Source organism: Ralstonia flaminis, from assembly GCF_958415495.1.
In the GTDB taxonomy this organism is placed as follows: domain Bacteria; phylum Pseudomonadota; class Gammaproteobacteria; order Burkholderiales; family Burkholderiaceae; genus Ralstonia; species Ralstonia flaminis.
In genome coordinates this window covers 24145-41556 of sequence record NZ_CATZLL010000011.1, presented here as the reverse complement: position 1 = coordinate 41556, position 17412 = coordinate 24145, and the positions used below count along the sequence as shown (strand labels likewise).

The 17412-nt window shown below is 64.0% G+C and carries 20 protein-coding genes; 8 read left to right on the top strand and 12 right to left on the bottom strand.

Annotated elements, in window-relative coordinates; genetic code table 11:
* Window positions 1-8: 8 nt before the first annotated feature.
* Genes R2N11_RS17070 through R2N11_RS17060 form a run of 3 tightly spaced genes read left to right on the top strand, consistent with a single transcriptional unit; the run spans window position 9 to window position 2308 of the window.
* Window positions 9-791, top strand: coding sequence for an amino acid ABC transporter permease (locus R2N11_RS17070; protein WP_316681719.1), 783 nt, complete (start codon window positions 9-11; stop codon window positions 789-791).
* Window positions 784-1467, top strand: a complete 684-nt coding sequence (locus tag R2N11_RS17065) for an amino acid ABC transporter permease (RefSeq protein ID WP_199026562.1) — start codon at window positions 784-786, stop codon at window positions 1465-1467. Before R2N11_RS17070 ends, R2N11_RS17065 begins: the two co-directional genes overlap by 8 nt.
* A complete protein-coding gene (locus tag R2N11_RS17060) occupies window positions 1454-2308 on the top strand; it encodes an amino acid ABC transporter ATP-binding protein (RefSeq protein ID WP_316681718.1) in 855 nt (284 codons plus the stop codon). The genes R2N11_RS17065 and R2N11_RS17060 overlap by 14 nt, the downstream gene beginning before the upstream one ends.
* A gap of 11 nt (window positions 2309-2319) precedes the next feature.
* Here the strand turns inward: R2N11_RS17060 and metC are convergent, their stop codons facing one another.
* Window positions 2320-3543 carry a cystathionine beta-lyase gene (metC, locus tag R2N11_RS17055; RefSeq protein WP_316681717.1) on the bottom strand — a complete coding sequence of 408 codons (1224 nt, stop codon included), beginning with the start codon at window positions 3541-3543 and terminating at the stop codon, window positions 2320-2322.
* Window positions 3540-5159, bottom strand: coding sequence for a rhodanese-like domain-containing protein (locus R2N11_RS17050; RefSeq protein ID WP_316681716.1), 1620 nt, complete (start codon window positions 5157-5159; stop codon window positions 3540-3542). The genes metC and R2N11_RS17050 overlap by 4 nt, the downstream gene beginning before the upstream one ends.
* A 164-nt stretch (window positions 5160-5323) precedes the next feature.
* On the opposite strand from R2N11_RS17050, the gene R2N11_RS17045 reads away from it, so the two are divergent.
* Window positions 5324-5929: a cysteine dioxygenase family protein gene (locus tag R2N11_RS17045; protein ID WP_316681715.1), complete on the top strand. Its 606-nt coding sequence runs from the start codon at window positions 5324-5326 to the stop codon at window positions 5927-5929.
* A gap of 7 nt (window positions 5930-5936) precedes the next feature.
* Here the strand turns inward: R2N11_RS17045 and R2N11_RS17040 are convergent, their stop codons facing one another.
* A complete protein-coding gene (locus R2N11_RS17040; protein ID WP_316681714.1) occupies window positions 5937-6890 on the bottom strand; it encodes a LysR family transcriptional regulator in 954 nt (317 codons plus the stop codon).
* A 99-nt stretch (window positions 6891-6989) separates the two neighbouring features.
* Between R2N11_RS17040 and R2N11_RS17035 the strand changes: the two genes are divergently transcribed.
* Both R2N11_RS17035 and R2N11_RS17030 read left to right on the top strand, forming a co-directional pair.
* Complete coding sequence (locus R2N11_RS17035; protein WP_316681713.1) at window positions 6990-7805, top strand: alpha/beta fold hydrolase; 816 nt, start codon at window positions 6990-6992, stop codon at window positions 7803-7805.
* Between the two features lie 70 nt (window positions 7806-7875).
* On the top strand, window positions 7876-8496 hold the full coding sequence (locus tag R2N11_RS17030) for a TetR/AcrR family transcriptional regulator (RefSeq protein WP_316681712.1): 621 nt from the start codon (window positions 7876-7878) through the stop codon (window positions 8494-8496).
* A 3-nt stretch (window positions 8497-8499) separates the two neighbouring features.
* Here the strand turns inward: R2N11_RS17030 and paaE are convergent, their stop codons facing one another.
* The 9 genes from paaE to R2N11_RS16985 all read right to left on the bottom strand — a co-directional run bounded on the left by paaE (window position 8500) and on the right by R2N11_RS16985 (window position 15628).
* Window positions 8500-9600: a 1,2-phenylacetyl-CoA epoxidase subunit PaaE gene (paaE, locus tag R2N11_RS17025; protein WP_316681711.1), complete on the bottom strand. Its 1101-nt coding sequence runs from the start codon at window positions 9598-9600 to the stop codon at window positions 8500-8502.
* Window positions 9601-9614: 14 nt separating this feature from the next.
* Window positions 9615-10154: a 1,2-phenylacetyl-CoA epoxidase subunit PaaD gene (gene paaD / locus R2N11_RS17020; RefSeq protein WP_316681710.1), complete on the bottom strand. Its 540-nt coding sequence runs from the start codon at window positions 10152-10154 to the stop codon at window positions 9615-9617.
* Complete coding sequence (paaC, locus tag R2N11_RS17015; protein WP_316681709.1) at window positions 10148-10948, bottom strand: 1,2-phenylacetyl-CoA epoxidase subunit PaaC; 801 nt, start codon at window positions 10946-10948, stop codon at window positions 10148-10150. Before paaC ends, paaD begins: the two co-directional genes overlap by 7 nt.
* A gap of 9 nt (window positions 10949-10957) precedes the next feature.
* Complete coding sequence (gene paaB / locus R2N11_RS17010) at window positions 10958-11257, bottom strand: 1,2-phenylacetyl-CoA epoxidase subunit PaaB (RefSeq protein ID WP_199026573.1); 300 nt, start codon at window positions 11255-11257, stop codon at window positions 10958-10960.
* An 11-nt stretch (window positions 11258-11268) separates the two neighbouring features.
* A complete protein-coding gene (gene paaA / locus R2N11_RS17005) occupies window positions 11269-12300 on the bottom strand; it encodes a 1,2-phenylacetyl-CoA epoxidase subunit PaaA (RefSeq protein WP_199026574.1) in 1032 nt (343 codons plus the stop codon).
* A gap of 144 nt (window positions 12301-12444) precedes the next feature.
* Window positions 12445-13893: a DHA2 family efflux MFS transporter permease subunit gene (locus R2N11_RS17000; protein ID WP_316681708.1), complete on the bottom strand. Its 1449-nt coding sequence runs from the start codon at window positions 13891-13893 to the stop codon at window positions 12445-12447.
* 32 nt (window positions 13894-13925) lie between these two features.
* Window positions 13926-14453 (bottom strand): SRPBCC family protein, encoded by a 528-nt coding sequence (locus R2N11_RS16995; protein WP_316681707.1) that lies wholly within the window; start codon window positions 14451-14453, stop codon window positions 13926-13928.
* Window positions 14454-14685: 232 nt separating this feature from the next.
* The gene (locus tag R2N11_RS16990; protein ID WP_316681706.1) at window positions 14686-15117 is read right to left on the bottom strand and encodes a VOC family protein; all 432 of its coding nucleotides are present in this window, start codon (window positions 15115-15117) and stop codon (window positions 14686-14688) included.
* 79 nt (window positions 15118-15196) lie between these two features.
* Window positions 15197-15628: a YybH family protein gene (locus tag R2N11_RS16985; protein WP_199026578.1), complete on the bottom strand. Its 432-nt coding sequence runs from the start codon at window positions 15626-15628 to the stop codon at window positions 15197-15199.
* Between the two features lie 130 nt (window positions 15629-15758).
* Here R2N11_RS16985 and R2N11_RS16980 point away from each other — a divergent pair, with 130 nt between their 5' ends.
* Window positions 15759-16403, top strand: a complete 645-nt coding sequence (locus tag R2N11_RS16980; RefSeq protein ID WP_316681705.1) for a TetR/AcrR family transcriptional regulator — start codon at window positions 15759-15761, stop codon at window positions 16401-16403.
* A 173-nt stretch (window positions 16404-16576) separates the two neighbouring features.
* On the top strand, window positions 16577-17407 hold the full coding sequence (locus R2N11_RS16975) for a hypothetical protein (protein WP_316681704.1): 831 nt from the start codon (window positions 16577-16579) through the stop codon (window positions 17405-17407).
* The last annotated feature ends 5 nt before the right edge of the window (window positions 17408-17412 follow it).

Here is a 17412-nt window from a genome sequence, read left to right as displayed (position 1 = left end):
CATTCCGCATGGCTGACGATCTGCTGCTGCGCGTGATTGCGCTGGTCCGCCATGCGGGCCTCGACTACGGTTTCCTGGCCGAAGCCTATGAGCGCAATGCGCTGTTGCACGGCGCCAGGCTCTCGCTGCAGGTGATGTTCAGCACCGTAGTATTGAGCCTCATCCTTGGGGTGGTGCTGGCGCGCCTGCTGATCTCGCCGCGCAGGCGCGTTGCGCAACTGGCGCAGGGCTTTGTTGAACTCACACGCAATACACCGACGCTGGTGCAGCTGTGCTGCGCGTTCCTGGTCGTCAACACGCTCATCACGCAGGCGCTGACGCAGTGGCAGTTGCGCAATCCGCTCACGCCGTTCTTTTGGGCGGTGGCCATTCTCTCGCTGCACAAGGCGGCCTTTCATGCCGAGGCACTGCGCGGCGGCATCGAGGCCGTACCGCCCGCCATGGTGGAAGCAGCAACGTCATTGGGCTTCAGTGCACGCGAACGGCTGTGGCGCGTGCAGCTTCCGCTGGCGTTCCGTGCCGCGCTGCCTTCGTTGATGAACAACACGGTGGAACTGGTGAAGGCGTCATCACTGGCCTCGGCCATTGCAGTGGGTGACATCACATACAGCGCGCTGATGATCTGGACCCAGCGCGACAACGTGCTCGAATGCATGGTGCTGTTACTGCTGTTCTATGGCGTGGTCACCTATGCCGTGCATGCAGCCGGCGTGTGGATCGAACGTCGGCTGCGCATGCCGGGCTATGGGGCCACGAGCCCTGCTATTGCAGGAGGGCCCGCCCATGCCTGAAACCCTTCTTGCGACGCTGTTGCACTGGTCGCCGGCGCTGCTGCGGGGGTTGGCCATCAATATCGGCATCAGCCTGCTTGCCGTTGGGCTGGGCACGCTGATTGGGCTGGCCGTCGGTGCGTTGCATCTATCACCGGCACGCTGGGTGCAGCGGCTCGCCGGCAGCTACGTCGTTGCCTTCCGCAATGCGCCCTGGCTCGTGCTCGTGTACGGCATTGCTTACGCCGTGCCTTTCGAGATTGTGGTGCGCGGCCACGTGTTTCCGTTTCCCGATTGGTTCAAGGTCACGCTGGCGCTGGCACTGCCGGCAAGTGCACACGTGGCGGAGATCTTTCGCGGCGCGGTGCTGTCGATTCCCTCCACGCAGTGGGAAGCAGCGGCATCGCTCGCCTTCACGCGCCGCGACATCCTTTGGCGCATTGTTCTGCCGCAGTGCCTGCGCCGCATGCTGCCCTCGTGGATGAACCTGTACGCGGTCATCACCATGGGCACCGCGATGGCCTCGCTGGTGGGCGTGCATGACCTGCTCGACACCGCGCAGATCGCCAGCAACACCGTCAACCGCACGCCGTTCACGGTGCTCACCTACTTCACCGTGCTGGCCCTGTTCTTCGTCTATTGCTACCCGATTTCGCGCCTGACCCGGCGCCTGGAGCGCGCCCATGTCCTCGCCTGATCTGCTGCCCCTTGATACACCTGCCGCCAGTGCCGCACTCGTTGCGTTGCGCGATGTGCATCTGACCTTTGGCACCACACCTGTATTGCGCGGCATCGACCTCGACGTGCATCGTGGCCAGGCCGTGTCGATCATCGGGCCATCCGGCTCAGGCAAGTCGACGCTCCTGCGTTGCATCAGCGGGCTGTTGCGGCCACAGCGTGGCAGTGTGACGGTGGATGGCATCCGCGTCGACCAGCTCACCACCGAGGCCGACACCATCGCCCTGCGCAAGCGCATCGGCTTCGTGTTCCAGCAGTACAACCTGTTTCCGCACCTGAGCGTGCTGGACAACCTGACGGCTGCACCCGTGCGCGTGCTCGGCCGAACCAAACAAGAGGCCGAAGCCGATGCACATGCCCTGCTCAAGAAGGTGGGCCTGGCCGACAAGGCACACGCCTATCCGGGCCAACTCTCGGGTGGCCAGCAGCAACGCGTGGCGATTGCCCGGGCGCTGGCAATGCGGCCCGAGCTGATCCTGTTTGACGAGGTGACCTCTGCACTGGACCCGGAAACCGTGGGCGAGGTGCTCAACGTGATCGGAGAACTGGTCGACGATGGGCTGACCTGCGTACTGGTAACGCACGAAATGGCCTTCGCACGCGCCATCAGCGATGCAGTGGTGTTTACCGAGCACGGCGTGGTGGTGGAACGCGGCCCTGCAGAGCAAGTGTTCTCGTCACCGGTGAGCGCGCGCACGCGGGCATTTCTGTCACGCGCGTTGTCGGGGCACACCGGAACGCGGCCACCGGCATATGCACCGTGGCACGCCGCCTTTGCAAGCGCGGCGTTCGCCGTCTGATCCCTTCCCTCTTATCCGCCAATGGCGTGCAGCTCTGCCACTCGGGCATGCTGCAGCGCCTGCTCCAGATCGGCAATCAGGTCATCGGCATCCTCCAGGCCAACGTGCAGGCGCAACACGGCGCCGCTGCGGTTCCATTGCGCATGGTCTGACAGACGCTCGGGTGCAACCACCGTGACAAGGCTTTCATAGCCACCCCACGAGGCGCCAATGGCGAAGAGCCGCAACGCGTCGGCAACGCGCTCCGCTGCGTACTGATCCGCATCCTTCAGCACAAAAGAAACCAGCCCGTTGGCGCCCGAGAAATCGCGTTTCCACAGCGCGTGACCGGGGTCGTCCGGCAATGCCGGATAGAACACCTGGCCAACGCCTGGCTGCGCTTGCAGCCATTGCGCGACACGTGTTGCGTTGCGCTGGTGCTGTGCCATCCGCACAGGTAGCGTGCGCACACCGCGCAAGGCCAGGTAGGCATCATCCGGGCCAATCGTCAGACCCAGCACGTCGTGGGCGGCGGCAATGCGGGTGGCCACGGCCTCGGTGCGCGCAATCACGGCACCCAGCATCACGTCGGAATGCCCGGCCACGTACTTGGTGGCGGCCAGCACCGAAACATCGGCACCCGCCTCAAGCGGACGGAACAGAATGCCGGAGGCCCACGTGTTGTCCGTCGCCAGCACGATGTCGTGCCGCCGCGCCACACGGGCAATCGCCTCCAGATCGCAGATCTCGTACAGCAGCGACCCGGGCGACTCGGTAAAGATCAACCGCGTATGCGGTCGAATGGCCGCTTCGAGCCGCCCATCATTGGGCTCGACATACGACACCTCAATCCCCAATCGCTGCAGCAGCAGGGCATCCAGCCGGCGCACGGGCGCATAGATGCTGTCGGTCACGATCACGTGATCACCGGGCGAGAGCAACGCCAGAAACGTCAACGAGATGGCCGACAAGCCCGACGGCACAAGAAACGCCCGCACACCGCCCTCCAGCGCCAGCAGTGCATCTTCCAGCGCGCGGTGCGTTTGCGAGCCATGGCGGCCGTAGCTGGCGATGTTCTCGCCTGCCTTGCGGCGGGCATGCACAGCGTGCAGAGCCGCCGTACTGGCATGACGCACGGTGCTGGTGCGTTCAACAGGCACATTGACGGGCGCAGTTCCGTCAACAAACGGCGGACTGCCCGCGTGGATGATGCGCGTGGCAAGCGCTTCAGGCACGTTGTGGGATGCTCGCGTCATTCGGCCACCACCTCCGCCGTTTCGCTGACGAGCGCGCTCGGGCTGCCGAGCGCGAACAGCGCGCGCTCTTGCGCATCGAGTTGCGCCAGCAGTCCGATCTCCCAGGCGAGATAGCCGCGCGCGGCGTCAAGGTTGCCGTCATGCCGGTCGTGCACGAAGAAGAGGTAGTCGATGCGCTCGGCGTCTGCCGGCAGTTCCGGCGTTGCTTCAAGCGGATACCCAACGGCATGCCACGCGACAACACCACCTTCGAGACGCCGTACGGAAGCCACACCCTGCTCCAACAGGTCCACCGCCGCAAGCGCGCTGACTGAAGCGTCATCGTCAACCAGCACAACCTGTGCGCCTCGCACGTCGTGTAACTGTCGCCGCGTGGCCCAGCGTGCGCCAGGAATATGCGCCGTGCGATAGGCCGCGCTGCTGCGCAGGTCGAACAACACGACCTCGCCATGCGCGAATGCGTTACGTAGCGTGCCCGCGTCGATACCCACAGGTGGAGCGGGCTGCCACGGCGTGTCGCGTGTCGCCAGCAAGGCGACATTCGCTTCGCTCACACCGCCTTCCAGCACTGCGGCATCGTGCCCCAGCTGGTGCAACCAACTGGCGATCACGGGGGCGCGGATGCCGTCATCGTCGAAGACGATCAACCACGCGCCGCGCACGCCGACATACTGGTCAGTCGCCTGCAGCAACTGGCCGCCCGGCGCATGCACGGCACCGGGCAGGCTGCCGCGCGCAAAGGCGTCAGCGGTGCGGACATCGAGCAGGAAGACCGTACGCACTCCACGCTGGCGCTCGGCTTGGACCGCCGCCGCGGTAACGGTCGACACGGCAAGGCGGTGAGACAGACCCTCCACGGCATCCTTCGCGCGCCGGCGTGCCGGCACGTCGATCGTGTCTGGGTAGCGGCGGTCGGCGCCATGCTCCAACGTCAGGCCGTGCAACTGCCAGCCTTGCGTACCGTTTTCCAGCGCGTAGATCGGATTGGGCAGCCCCAGATTGCGCAGCGTTTGCGCACCGATAATGCTGCGTGTGCGCCCCGCGCAGTTGATGACCACCGGCGTGTCGGCATCCGGCACAAGCGCATGCACACGCAGTGCCAGCTCACCGTTCGGGCAAGCAATGGCGCCGGGAATGGTCATGCGGCGGTATTCGCTGACGGTGCGCCCATCGAGCAGCACGTGGCGCTTGTGCTCGCGCTGCCAGGCGGCCAGCTCACCCGCTGTGATGTGCGGTGTTTGATAAGCCAACTCGGCCAATTCACCAAACGTCTTGGATGGCACGTTGATGCCTTTGAACAGCGCGAACCCGGCGGCCTGCCAGGCGGCATTGCCGCCTTCCAGCACGTGCACGCCGCCGTAGCCAAGGTCAAGCAAGCGCCGGGCAGCCAGCACGGAGAGCGCGCCACCATCGGCATCCGTCACCACCAGCCTGACATTGCGCCGGGGCACAAGACGCACGGCATCGATCTCCAGCCGGCTGTACGGCGCGGGGGTTGCCAGAAAGAGATGCCCCTCGCCAAATTCACCGGCCTCGCGCACGTCTAGCAGTGCGATCTCTGCACCGTCGTGGAGCCACGCCTTCAACGTGACGGCATCAATGGAAGGAACAGACATGCGGGCCTCGCGCGTTAACGGAAAGGCCCATGGTAGGCACGCCGGCCCACGCCCGCGAACGAACCGATGCGTCTATACATATGCGGGATGCTGCGTTGGTGGTGCGTGCCCGGCGCCCTACACTGGGGCGTCTCTCCTCTGCCATTCATTGTTCCCAACGCGCCATGAGCCTCACCCAGCAACGGGACCACGCGGTCCGTCAAACCCTCATCGCCATTCGTGCCATTGCTGCGCAGGATGGCATCACCTACGCGTCACTCACCCGCATTGCTGATCGGCTGCAGGAACTGGCCGCGCAAGAGGCGCTGTTTCCCTTCGACGCCTTCCCGCCGCCCCCGGCAGACGACGCCGATGCCTCCAGCCGCTACCTGCTGCATGAAGAGGCCGACAAGACCTTCGCGCTGTACTTGAATTCGATCAACCCCGGCAAGATCACGCCGCCCCACAACCACACCACGTGGGCAGTCATCGTTGCACTGGAAGGCGAAGAGTTGAACCGCGTGTACATCCGCACGGACGATGGCCGCGACCCTGAGCGGGCCACGCTCGCCCTGTCGCGTGAGGTGACTGTGCAACCCGGCACGCCCATCACGTTTCTGGCGGACGACATCCACAGCATCCACGTGGTCGGCAACAAGCCCACGCGCCACTTCCACCTGTACGGCCGCGCGCTGGAAACGCTCACTGGCCGCGTCGGCTTTGACCTCGCCACGGGGCGCGTGCTGAACTACAACCGCAACTACATGAGCGCGACCAAGCAGGCCGCCTGACCGCGCGCTACGTCGTCTTGCGCGCAGCGCCTGCCGCGGCCTGGCGCGGCATCCGGCCCAGCACCGGCTTCAGTACCGGCGCCTGCAGGGCCAGAAAATCCCACAGCCGATTGGCGACGGGCCCGTGCGGCCGATCACACCGGCGGGCAACGACCAGGTCCTGGATCATGCCGGGAAAGTGCTTGCCGGCAATCGATAACAGACGCCCCTCGCGCAACTCCGCCTCGATCATGAAGCGAGGCAGATGCCCCCACGCCATGCCGTGCACGATCAACTCCTTCTTCATCAGTTGATCTGGCACGAAGCACTGCGGGGCGCCTTCCACAACGTAGTGGGCCTGCGACGACGGCTGACGCGCCGAGTCATTGATCACGCATTGCATGAAGCGCTGCATCTGCTGCGGCGTGATGCCGGACGTTGGCTGAAAAGGCAAGAAGCCAGGCGCGACCACCGGCACCATTGCGATCTTGCCCAGGTCGATCCACTCCATGCGGACATCGCCTTTCGGCACACGATGCACGATCAGATCAGCCTTGTCTTCCAGCAGGCGCTCCCAGGGGCCGGTCACGGCCTCGAACTGAAGCTGCAGGCGCGTTTGCGGGCATTGCCCAACGAACTGGCTGAGCAATGCCAGTACCGGCTGCATCGGGCACAGATCGCCCAGCACCACACGTAACTCGGCTTCCTCCCCCATGGCCAGTTGCCGGGCATGGGTGCGCAGTTCTTCGCTCTCCCGCAGCAACGATTGGACCTTGCGATGGAAGGACTGGCCCGCTTCCGTCAATCGCACCCGATAGCCACTGCGGTCCAGCAGGCTCAAGCCCAGTTGCTCCTCCAACTTGGCCACCGCGGCAAACACCGAGGGGTGCGAACGGTGCAGCCGGTCAGCCGCAGCCTGGAAGCTGCCCCCTGCCACAACCGCATCGAAGCACTGCAGCTCATGGAGCGTGAAGTTCGACATTGTTTGTTTAATCTACAGAGTTCTTTCAAACTTTATAGTATCCATGAAACGGCCCGGATTCTAGGATGACTCCACCTCAAACACGTTCAGGAGCCCATCATGGAATCTCACAACACCCTCTCGTTCATCACCACCGGCGACGGCGTACGTCTGGCTTATCGCTTTGACGGTTCGACCGACAAGCCCGTCCTGCTGCTGTCCAACTCCATCGGCACCGATCTGCATATGTGGGACGTGACGGTGCCGCAGCTTGCCCAGCACTTCTACGTGCTGCGCTATGCCGCGCGCGGTCACGGTGCGTCCGACGCGCCCACCGGGCTGTACTCGCTCGATCGGCTTGGGCGCGATGTCGTGGAGCTGCTCGACGCGCTCGGCCTGCAGCGCGTGCACATGCTGGGGCTATCGCTGGGGGGCATCGTTGCACAATGGTTGGCCATCCATGTGCCGGAGCGCATTGACCGCCTGGTGCTGTCGAACACCGCTGCCCACATTGGCCCGACGCAGTACTTTGACAACGCCATTGCGGAGTTGCAGCGCGCCCCCGACATACAGGAGACGGCCGAAACATTCCTGCGCAACTGGTTCCCGGCACACATGCTGGAAGCGAATGACCCGGCTGTCGAACCGTTCCGCCGCGCTTTGCTGGCGACGCCCCGCGAGGGCATCATTGGCGGCTGGACTGCCGTGCGCGATTCTGACCTGCGTCGCACGATCGCGCTCATCCCGCATCCCACGCTGGTCATTGCAGGCCGGCACGATACGGTGACCTCCGCACGCCACGGCGAAGAGATCGCCGCTGCCATTCCGGGCGCACAGCTGCGCATGCTGGACACCGTGCACCTCGCCAACGTGGAGGCGCCGGACGCGTTTATCGAACTGGTGCTGGATTTCCTGGCCGTGCACGAGCCGGCCTAACGCATCACCATGCCGCAACCCGCCCGGTTGCGGTTAACATGGCGGCCATCCAACCGATGTGCCGCCAGACATGTCCCGCGTCAAGAACGAAGACGAATTCGAACTGCGCCGCGAAAGCGTGCTCGACACCGCCGCTGAAGCCTTTGCGGCCGACAGCTACCCGAGCGTGTCGATGAACCAGCTCGCCGCCGCCTGTGGTGGCTCGAAGTCGCGCCTGTATCACTACTACGAAGGCAAGGAAGCGATCCTCTTCGATCTGCTCGACCGCTACACCACGCGGCTGGCCGATCTGGTCGAACGCGCGGAAAGCGATGCGCTGCACGCCAAGCTGTCGGCACGCGCCACGCTGCACCTGCTGATCCGCACCTTCCTGGCGGAATACGCGACGTCGCGCACGCGGCACGTGGCACTGCTCAACGACGTGAAGTACCTGTCGCCCGAACAGCGCGACATCGTGCTCGCGCGTGAGCGGAATGTGGTGGCGGCCGTGGGCCGGCAGCTCGGCGCAGCCTACCCGGACAAGGTGGACGAGGCCAACCGCACGCCCATCACGATGATGCTGTTCGGCATGATGAACTGGACGTTCACCTGGCTCAAACCCGATGGCCCACTATCGTATGAAGGCTATGCCGAGATGGTGATCGAGATGCTGGAGAACGGACTTGGCGGCCCGGACGGCAAGAAGGGCTGAAGATCAACGTTCGTCATAGCTGACGACAACACGCTGCGTGAGCGGCCGCGCCTGGCACGTCAGCACAAAGCCTTGCTGGATCTCCCAGTCTTCCAGCGTGAAGTTCTTCTCCATCTCCACGCGCCCCTCCAGCACCTTGGCACGACACGTGCAGCACACGCCGCCCTTGCACGCATAGGGCAAGTCCAACCCAGCATTCAGCGCGCTGTCGAGCACCTTGGCATCCCCCGCCATCGGCACCTCGTGCGACTTACCATCGAGCACCACCGTCAACGCCACATCGCCAGCCACAGCCGCGCGCTGGCGTGCTTTGGCCGATTCAGTCGACGCGTCGCCCACCGGCACGCCAAAGCGCTCCGCATGCACGCGCTCGCGCGGTACGCCGCACTCCAGTAGCGCAGCCTCTACCGCATCGATCATTGTGGATGGCCCACAGATGAAAGCGGCGTCGATATCGCCGGGTGGAATCAGTGCATCCAGAAAGGCATGCGTCTTCGCACCATCCAGCCGCCCGTTGAACAGCGCAATCTCCTGCGCCTGGCGCGACAGCACGTGATACAGCGCAAACCGATCGAGATAGCGGTCTTTCAGGTCTTCCAGCGCCTCGCCAAAGATGATGCTGTCGATGCTGCGATTGCCATAGACCAGCGTGAAGCGGCTGTGCGGCTCGGCCGCCAGCGTGGTCTTGATGAGCGAGAGGATGGGCGTGATGCCGCTGCCGGCGGCAAAGGCAACATAGTGGCGCGCGCTTTCCGCAGCGAGTGGAACGTAGAAGCGGCCGTCGGGTGGCAGCACGTCGAGCGCCTGCCCCACGCGAATGCGGTCGTGCAGATGGTTGGAGAACACACCCGCGTCCACACGCTTAACGGCCACGCGTAGCTCGCCATGCGCGTCGTAGTCCTGCACAGAGCAGCAGATGGAGTACGAGCGCCGTACGTCATCCTGCCCTTGCTCGGGCACCGGCATGCGCAGCGTCAGAAACTGGCCCTGCTTGAAGCGATACGCGTCGCGCAAGTCGTCCGGCACATCAAAGCGCACGGAAATCGTATCGGCCGTCTCGCCGCGCACTTCGGCAACACGCAGCGGGTGAAATTGCGGGGTCATGGCGATCGTTTCGTCTAGTAGGGCTTGAAATAGTCAAACGGCTCGCGGCACGCGCGGCAACGGTACAGCGCCTTGCACGCGGTCGAACCGAAGGCGGAGATGAGCACCGTGTCTTGCGAGCCGCACTGCGGGCAAGCAATGTGCTCGCCCTCCCCCTGGCGCACAAGGCGGATCGGCCGTTCACCATCCACCGTCACCACGTGGGCTGGCGGCGCAACACCAAATTCGCGCAGCTTGCGATGCCCTTCTGGCGTGATCCAGTCCGTCGTCCATGCTGGTGAGAGCACGGAGCGCACGCGATACGCACCCACATCTGCTGCCTGCAGAGCACGGCTTGCATCGTCAGCAATCTGGTCCATCGCCGGGCAACCCGAATAGGTGGGCGTGATCGTTGCCACCAAGGTCCCGTCGCCATCGATCTGCACGTCGCGCAGGATGCCCAGTTCGGCAATCGTGACGACGGGGATCTCCGGATCGTTCACGGCGTCCAGCGCAGCCCGAGCGCGCACAAGTCGCGTGGCCGCATCGGTGCCGGCAACGGGCTCGGTTACCACGATGCCCCCGGAAACTGACGCGCCAGCCCCTGCATTTCTGCCAGCAGATAGCCCATGTGCTCGGAATGCTCGCCCTGCTTGCCGGTGCTCACGTAGGGACCGGACTCGGGCAAAGTGAGCGTGGCTTCAGCCAGCGCGTCGTTCACTGTTGCCTGCCATGCATCACGCAGATCGGCAACGCGCACGCCAATGCCGGCATCGGCCACGGCATCCTCCACGGCGTCTGCGGCGAAGAACTCGTTGGTGTAGGGCATCAACCAGTTGAGCGCAGCCTGAGCACGTGCATGCGATACCTCGGTGCCATCGCCAAAGCGCACCAGCCAATCACGCGTGTGTGCGAGGTGATAGCGCATCTCCTTGACCGACTTGGCGGCAATGGCAGCCAGTTCTGCATCCTTGGATACCGCCAGCGCCTCCCACAACGGCACCATCAACGCTGCGTACAGGAAGTGGCGAACGATGGTGACCGCGTAGTCACGCGCCGCAGCAGATGTGGCAACCAGCGGCCCCGCATGTGGCAGTTCGAGCAGCGTGTAGTTGCGGAACGCCTGCTCACTGCGCCAGTAGGCATAGTCGTCTTCGCTGCGCGGCGTACCGGTCAGCTCGCCTTCGAGCTGGCCCGCATGCGTATAGAGCAGTCGCGCCTGGCCGATCAGATCAAGGCTCAGGTTGGACAGCGCAATGTCCTCTTCGAGCACCGGGCCGTGCCCCGTCCATTCAGCGTTGCGCTGGCCAAGAATGAGTGCGTTGTCGGCCAGACGCAGGATGTACTGCAGATGCGCGTTGGAAGTCATCGCCACGGCTCACATGTGATTGACTTCATCGGGCAGCCGATAGAACGTCGGGTGCCGGTAGATCTTGTCAGCCATCGGGTCGAACAGCATGGGCTTGTCGTCAGGCTCGCTGGCGGTGATGGCGGCCGAGGGCACGACCCAGATTGAGATGCCTTCCTGCCGGCGCGTGTAGACATCGCGTGCCATCTGCAACGCCTGCTTGGCATCCACCGCGTGCAGGCTGCCGCAATGCTTGTGCTCCAGCCCCTGCTTGCTGCGGATGAACACTTCCCACAGCGGCCATTCGTGTTGATGCGTGGTTGGACTCATAGTGCAACTCCTCAGGCAGCTTGTTCGTTGGCGGCGGTACGCTCGGCCTGCTTGCACGCCTGCTTTTGCGCATAGGCGAGCGCGGCTTCACGCACCCATTCACCTTCTTCATGTGCACGCTTGCGGGTGGCGAGGCGCTCGCGGTTGCACGGGCCGTGGCCGTCGAGCACACGCTTGAACTCGGACCAATCCAGCGGCGAGAAATCGTAGTGACCACGCGCCTCATTCCACGTGAGCCCAGGGTCGGGCAGCGTCACGCCCAACACACGCGCCTGCTCGACCGTCGCATCAACGAAGCGCTGACGCAGATCATCATTGGAGATGCGCTTGATGCCCCAGGCCATGGTCTGCGCGCTGTTGGGCGACGCGGTATCCGGCGGCCCGAACATCATCAGTACCGGAAACCACCAACGGTTGACGGCGTCCTGCACCATGTCGCGTTGCGGCTGCGTGCCGCCCATCATGGTCAGCAGCGATTCGTAGCCCTGGCGCTGGTGGAACGACTCTTCCTTGCAGATGCGGATCATGGCGCGCGCATACGGGCCGTACGAGCAACGGCACAGCGGCACCTGGTTCATGATGGCGGCGCCGTCCACCAGCCAGCCGATCACGCCCACGTCTGCCCACGACAGCGTCGGGTAATTGAAGATGGAGGAGTACTTGGCACGCCCTTCGTGCAGCGCATCGATCATCTCGTCGCGCGTGCTGCCGAGCGTTTCTGCGGCAGAGTAGAGATAGAGGCCGTGGCCCGCCTCGTCCTGCACCTTGGCCAGGAGGATCGCCTTGCGCTTGAGCGACGGCGCACGGCTGATCCAGTTGCCCTCGGGCAACATGCCAACCACCTCTGAATGCGCATGCTGCGATATCTGCCGCAATAGCGTCTTGCGATAGGGCGCGGGCATCCAGTCCTGCGGTTCGATCTTGTGGTCAGCACCGATGCGCGCGTCAAAACGCGCCTGCAGTTCGGCCTCGCCTTGCGGCACAGCTGCCAGCTCCTGTTCGGTGGGCAAGCCTCCGGGCTGGTCCAGGCTTTGGGTGTACATGCGATCCTCCGGCCGCTTTCGCGAGATGTGCACAGCGCGCCATCTGCACCACGCTGGGGCTGGATCGATTATAAACCGTCCGGCCGGTCGGTCAATAGAGAGCGACGCCGCATGCCTCGATTGAGACATGCGGTGTGATTCAGATTAGATGGGCGCTGCGGAAGACGCCTGATCCTGCGTCTGCGCGTGCGCACGCGTCCGCACAAAGGCGCCGGCCAGCGCCGAGGCCAGCACAGCTGCAATGGCCCCCAGCAGGAAAGCCAGGTGATAGCCACCGTTGAGTGCAGTGGCCGTATCGGCACCGGCAGCCGCCAGGCTGTTGGTACGCGCGGCCGCCAGGCTTGCGAGAATCGCCAGCCCCAATGCGCCGCCCATCATGAACGACGTGTTGACCACACCCGAGGCCAGGCCCGATTCATCCGGCGCGACATCGCTCATCGCCGCCAGCAGTACCGGGTTGAAGGCCACGCCTGCTCCCAGGCCCAACAGCACCATGCCCGGCAGGACGTCCAGCAGGAAGCTGCCGCCTGCCGGCGCACGCGCAAACAGCACCAGCCCAATGGCCGCCACCAGCAAGCCCAGCGACAGCGGCGCGCGAATGCCAAAGCGCATCACCAGCTTGGCCGACAACCCCAGCGAGAACACCGCCATGATGATGTTGGCCGGCAGGAAGGCCAGCCCCACCTGCATGGCGCTGTAGTCGAGCACGCGTTGCATGTACAACGCCGAAATGAAGAACCACGCGAACATCGCCGCCGCCCACAGCACGCCCACCACGTTGGCCGTGGCCACATTGCGCAGCGCGAACATGTGCAGCGGCATGAGCGGATGCGACACACGCGATTCGATAACGAGGAACGCAACCATCAATGCAACAGCAATGCCTAACTGGGCAAGCGTTTGCGTGGAAGTCCAACCGGCTTCATTCCCGTGCACGATGGCGTACACCGCCAGCATGAGTGATGCCGTCACCGAAATGGCACCTGCCACGTCCAGCTTGGCGCGATCTGCCAGCGGCTTGCCAACGGGCAGCAGCGCCACGCATGCGGCATACACCGCCACACCAATCGGCAGATTGACCAGGAAGATCCAGTGCCAGCTCAGCGCGCTGGTCAGCAGACCGCCCATCAGCACGCCGATGCTGCCGCCGCCCGCGCACACGAAGCCGTAGATACCCATCGCGCGGGCGCGATCCGCCGGCGAGGTGAACAGGTTCATGATGAGCGACAGCGACACCGCCGACACCACGGCACCGCCCAGTCCCTGCACCGCGCGCGCGGTGATCAGCAGCCCCTGCGAATTCGCCAGCCCGCACGCCGCCGAAGCCAGCGTAAACAGCGTGAGGCCCAGCAGGAACAGCTTGCGATGCCCGAACAGATCGCCCAATCGCCCGCCCAGCAGCAGGAAACCGCCAAAGGTCAGCATGTAGGCGTTGACCACCCACACCAGCGAAGTTTCGGTAAAGCCCAGATCCGCCCGGATGGACGGCAGTGCGACGTTCACGATGGTCGTGTCCAGCACGATCATCAGCACGCCCAGGCAGAGCACGATGAGGGCAAGCCAGCGCTTGCGTTCGTCAATGCCATGCGTCATGGAACCACTCCTTGAATGCGCCGCGGCTCCTATCAGGACTCCGCTGCCGATTTGAGATTGGCGAGACCTGTTTCGAAATCCTTACCGATCACCTTGTCCATACTGAAGAACAGGCCCATCACCTTAGAGATGAATGGGCTCGGACCGTACATGGCCCAGGTCACATGGGTGAGATCGCCCGCAGGCTTCAGCGTGAATTCCGCCGTGTTGTGGGCTTCGAAGGGCTTCAGAAAATCCAGCTGAATCTGGATGCGCGCAGGCGACGCTGCATCGACAATCTCCATCCGCCCGGCGCCCACCTTGCTGGAGCCTTCCCACGCATAATTCGCGCCCTTGCCATTGTTCGGGCCGCCATACGTGCGCTTCATCGCCGGGTCGAGCTTCTCCCACGGCGACCAGGCAGTCCAGTGGTGAAAATCGTCGATCAGGGCAAACACCTTTTCGGGCGGCGCCTTGATGTCGACTTCGCGCTGCACGCGAAAACTGTCCGGGCGCGTGGCGGCAAAGCCAAGCACGGCAACAATGGCAACGACGATGACGATCGCAATGATCTTCAGCATGAAGACGGTCTCCAGAGATGAGGGCAGCAGGTGAATGGACGCCTTCGCGCAGATCATGCGAAGGGCCGCGGCCAGAACAGCCGGTCACCCAGGGGTGGTTTCGTTGATATTGGTAAGGCCCCGGTGAAAGCGCAGTCTAGCACCGGACATTCGCCCGATGCCAAGGCAGTCTTCCTGCGGCTTTTTTGGAGCGGCCACCGCTGGGTAGCCGCTGCGCTGCACGCGGTTCCGTTTACATCGGCTTGGGTGCAATCACCATCCACGTGATGCCAAAACGATCGACCACCATGCCGAACGCGTTGGCAAAGAAGGTTTCCGACATCGGCATCGATACCTGGCCGCCCTCGCCCAGCGCCTTGAACGTACGCTCTGCCTCGGCCTTGTCTACCACGCTTACCGACAGCCCGAAGCCCTTGAAATCGGTCTTGCCCGAAGCCATGCCGTCAGACGCCAGCACCTGCGTTTCACCTACGCGGAAGGCTGCGTGCATCACCTTGTCGAGCGGAGGTGCCATGCCGCCGCATTGCTCGGCAGTGGGTTGCGCATCCTTAGGCGCATCCTTGTAGTGCATCACCACGTCAACCTTGGCGCCGAGCGTCTTCTTGTAGAACTCGAGCGCTTCCTCACAACGACCTTCGAAGAACAGATACGGTTGAATTTGCATCACAACTCCTTGGGTAGGGACTCTGGGGTGGGACGATCCGGCCGCGCATCGCATCGCGCAGCCTGGGGAACACGCTCAATCAATTGCACGCCGGCTCGGGCACTGGCATTGGTACCGAGGCGTGCTCGTGCACGACTTGCCAGCGACCATCGATCTTGCGGAAACACACCGTGGCGCGCGTTTGCGCATCGTGCTTCGCACCGTCGCGATAGCGCGCGCGCAAGCGGTTCACGCTGAAGCAATAGGCCAAGTCGCCACTCACCTCAAGGTGCTGCTCGACAAACTGGAAATCGGCCTGCCCTTCCAGCGCATCGAACCAGCCCTGCCAGTTGCGACGGTAGGCATCGGCACCTTTTACAAACAGCGGCGGCATGACATCAAACACCACCACGTCGGGCGCGTAGTAACGCATCACAGCGTCCACGTCCTTGGCGCGCACGGCGGCGGCCCACGCCTCGATCAGCGCGCGCACCTGCGCTTCATCATTCGCGGTGTCTGTTGCAGTTGTCATGTCGGCCTCCAATGAAGAAAAAAGCGCCTTGGAATCTACAGCAACAGCGTCTAGTGTTGATTTGTGAACACTGTCCACAAACGATAGCAGACATAATGAACAGTGTCCACATAAAGCTTGCGGAGATTGCATGACCCAGGAACCACCCCGCCCGCCTGCGCGATCGACTTATCGCCACGGCGATTTGCGGCGCGCACTGCTCGACGCCGGCATTGAATTGGCGCGTGCCGGCGGCCCGGATGCCATCGTGCTGCGCGAGGCAACGCGGCGCGCCGGTGTGGCGCCAAACGCGGCGTATCGGCACTTTGCAGGGCGGCAAGACTTGCTGCAGGGCGTGCGCGCGGCCGCGCTGGCGGCACTGGCGCGCGCAATGGAGGCAGAGTTGGACGCAATCGACCCAACCTGGCCGGAAGATGCGCGGGCCAGCGCCTCCTTGCGCGCCATCGGCGTGGGCTACCTGCGCTTTGCGCAAATGGAGACCGGCCTGTTCCGCACCGCATTTGCGGTGCCCGATGCAGTGGAGAACGACGCCGATCCGGACAAGGCCGGCAATAGCGGGCTGAACCCGTTCCAGTTGCTGGGCCTGGCACTCGATCGCATGACCGCCGCTGGCGTGCTCCCGGCTGAGCGCCGCCCGGGCGCCGAATACCTCGCATGGTCTGCGGTGCATGGGCTTGCGCTACTCATCATCGATGGTCCGCTACGCGGCCGCCCGCCCGAACAGACAGGCGCCATCGCGCTACGCGTGGTCGAGATGGTGGAGCATGGCCTGTAGCCGCCTCAGTTGAACAAAGCCGCGCGATCTGCGCGCAGGTTCTGACGACATGCGCAACGCTTCGTTCGTCTGCGCCACCTTCAATGCAACGATGACAGCCTTGCCGCGCGCGCCCACCCGGCGATTGCGCACACCGATCAACCGGAGCCAACCTCCGCGAGCAGGATGTCAACGTGACCCAAGCCAACCTCGAAACGGCCCCCGCGCGCTATGGCGCGGCCCTGGAAAAAGACCTCTTTGACCGTGTCGCCGCCAACCACGCGCCGCACCTGCCGCCCTCGCGCACAGAACCACCGCGCGATGCGCAAACCCCGGAAGAATGGGCAGGCGTCATCGACTACGCGGTGTGGAACGCCGCGCATGATCTATTCATCGTGCAACTGGCAAGCGCCGGGCTGGACCGGTTGTTTCGGGATGAGCCCGACTTCCAGCTCGCGCTCTCACGACAGATCGGCGACGACGGCTTTCACGCCGTGGCCTCGCGCGAGCGCATCCGCGTGCTGTCAGGGCACGACCAGATCGAGCGCATTGCGCAAGACGTGCGACACCACTGGGACATCCTCGGCGACTACCCACTGACCAGCCAGGCCGCCTTCCTGGCGTGGGAATTCCACTATGAACATCACATCCTTGCGCGCTTGCAAGTCAACCGGCGCACCTCGCGCGTGCTCGATCTCGCCAACCGTGACTTTGCCGAGAACCGCATCATGCCGGACGAAGAGGTGCACCGCATCCTCATCACAGAGTGGTGGCATAACAAGCTCAATGCCGCATCGGATGGGCAACGCGAACAGCTCGTCGGTGAAGTGCTGGAAGCCGATGACAAGCTGCAAGTGCTGCTGGGCGATTACCTGCGCGAATCGTGGGCGCTGAACGAACGCGCGGCCGGCATCGACACGCGCAACTACGTTTCGCTCTACGACGCGTGGCGGCGCGAGATCCTTGGCGTGCTGCTGCAGCGTCCCGCTGATGCGCTGCCCACCCTCACCAGCCTGGGCGCCTAAGCACG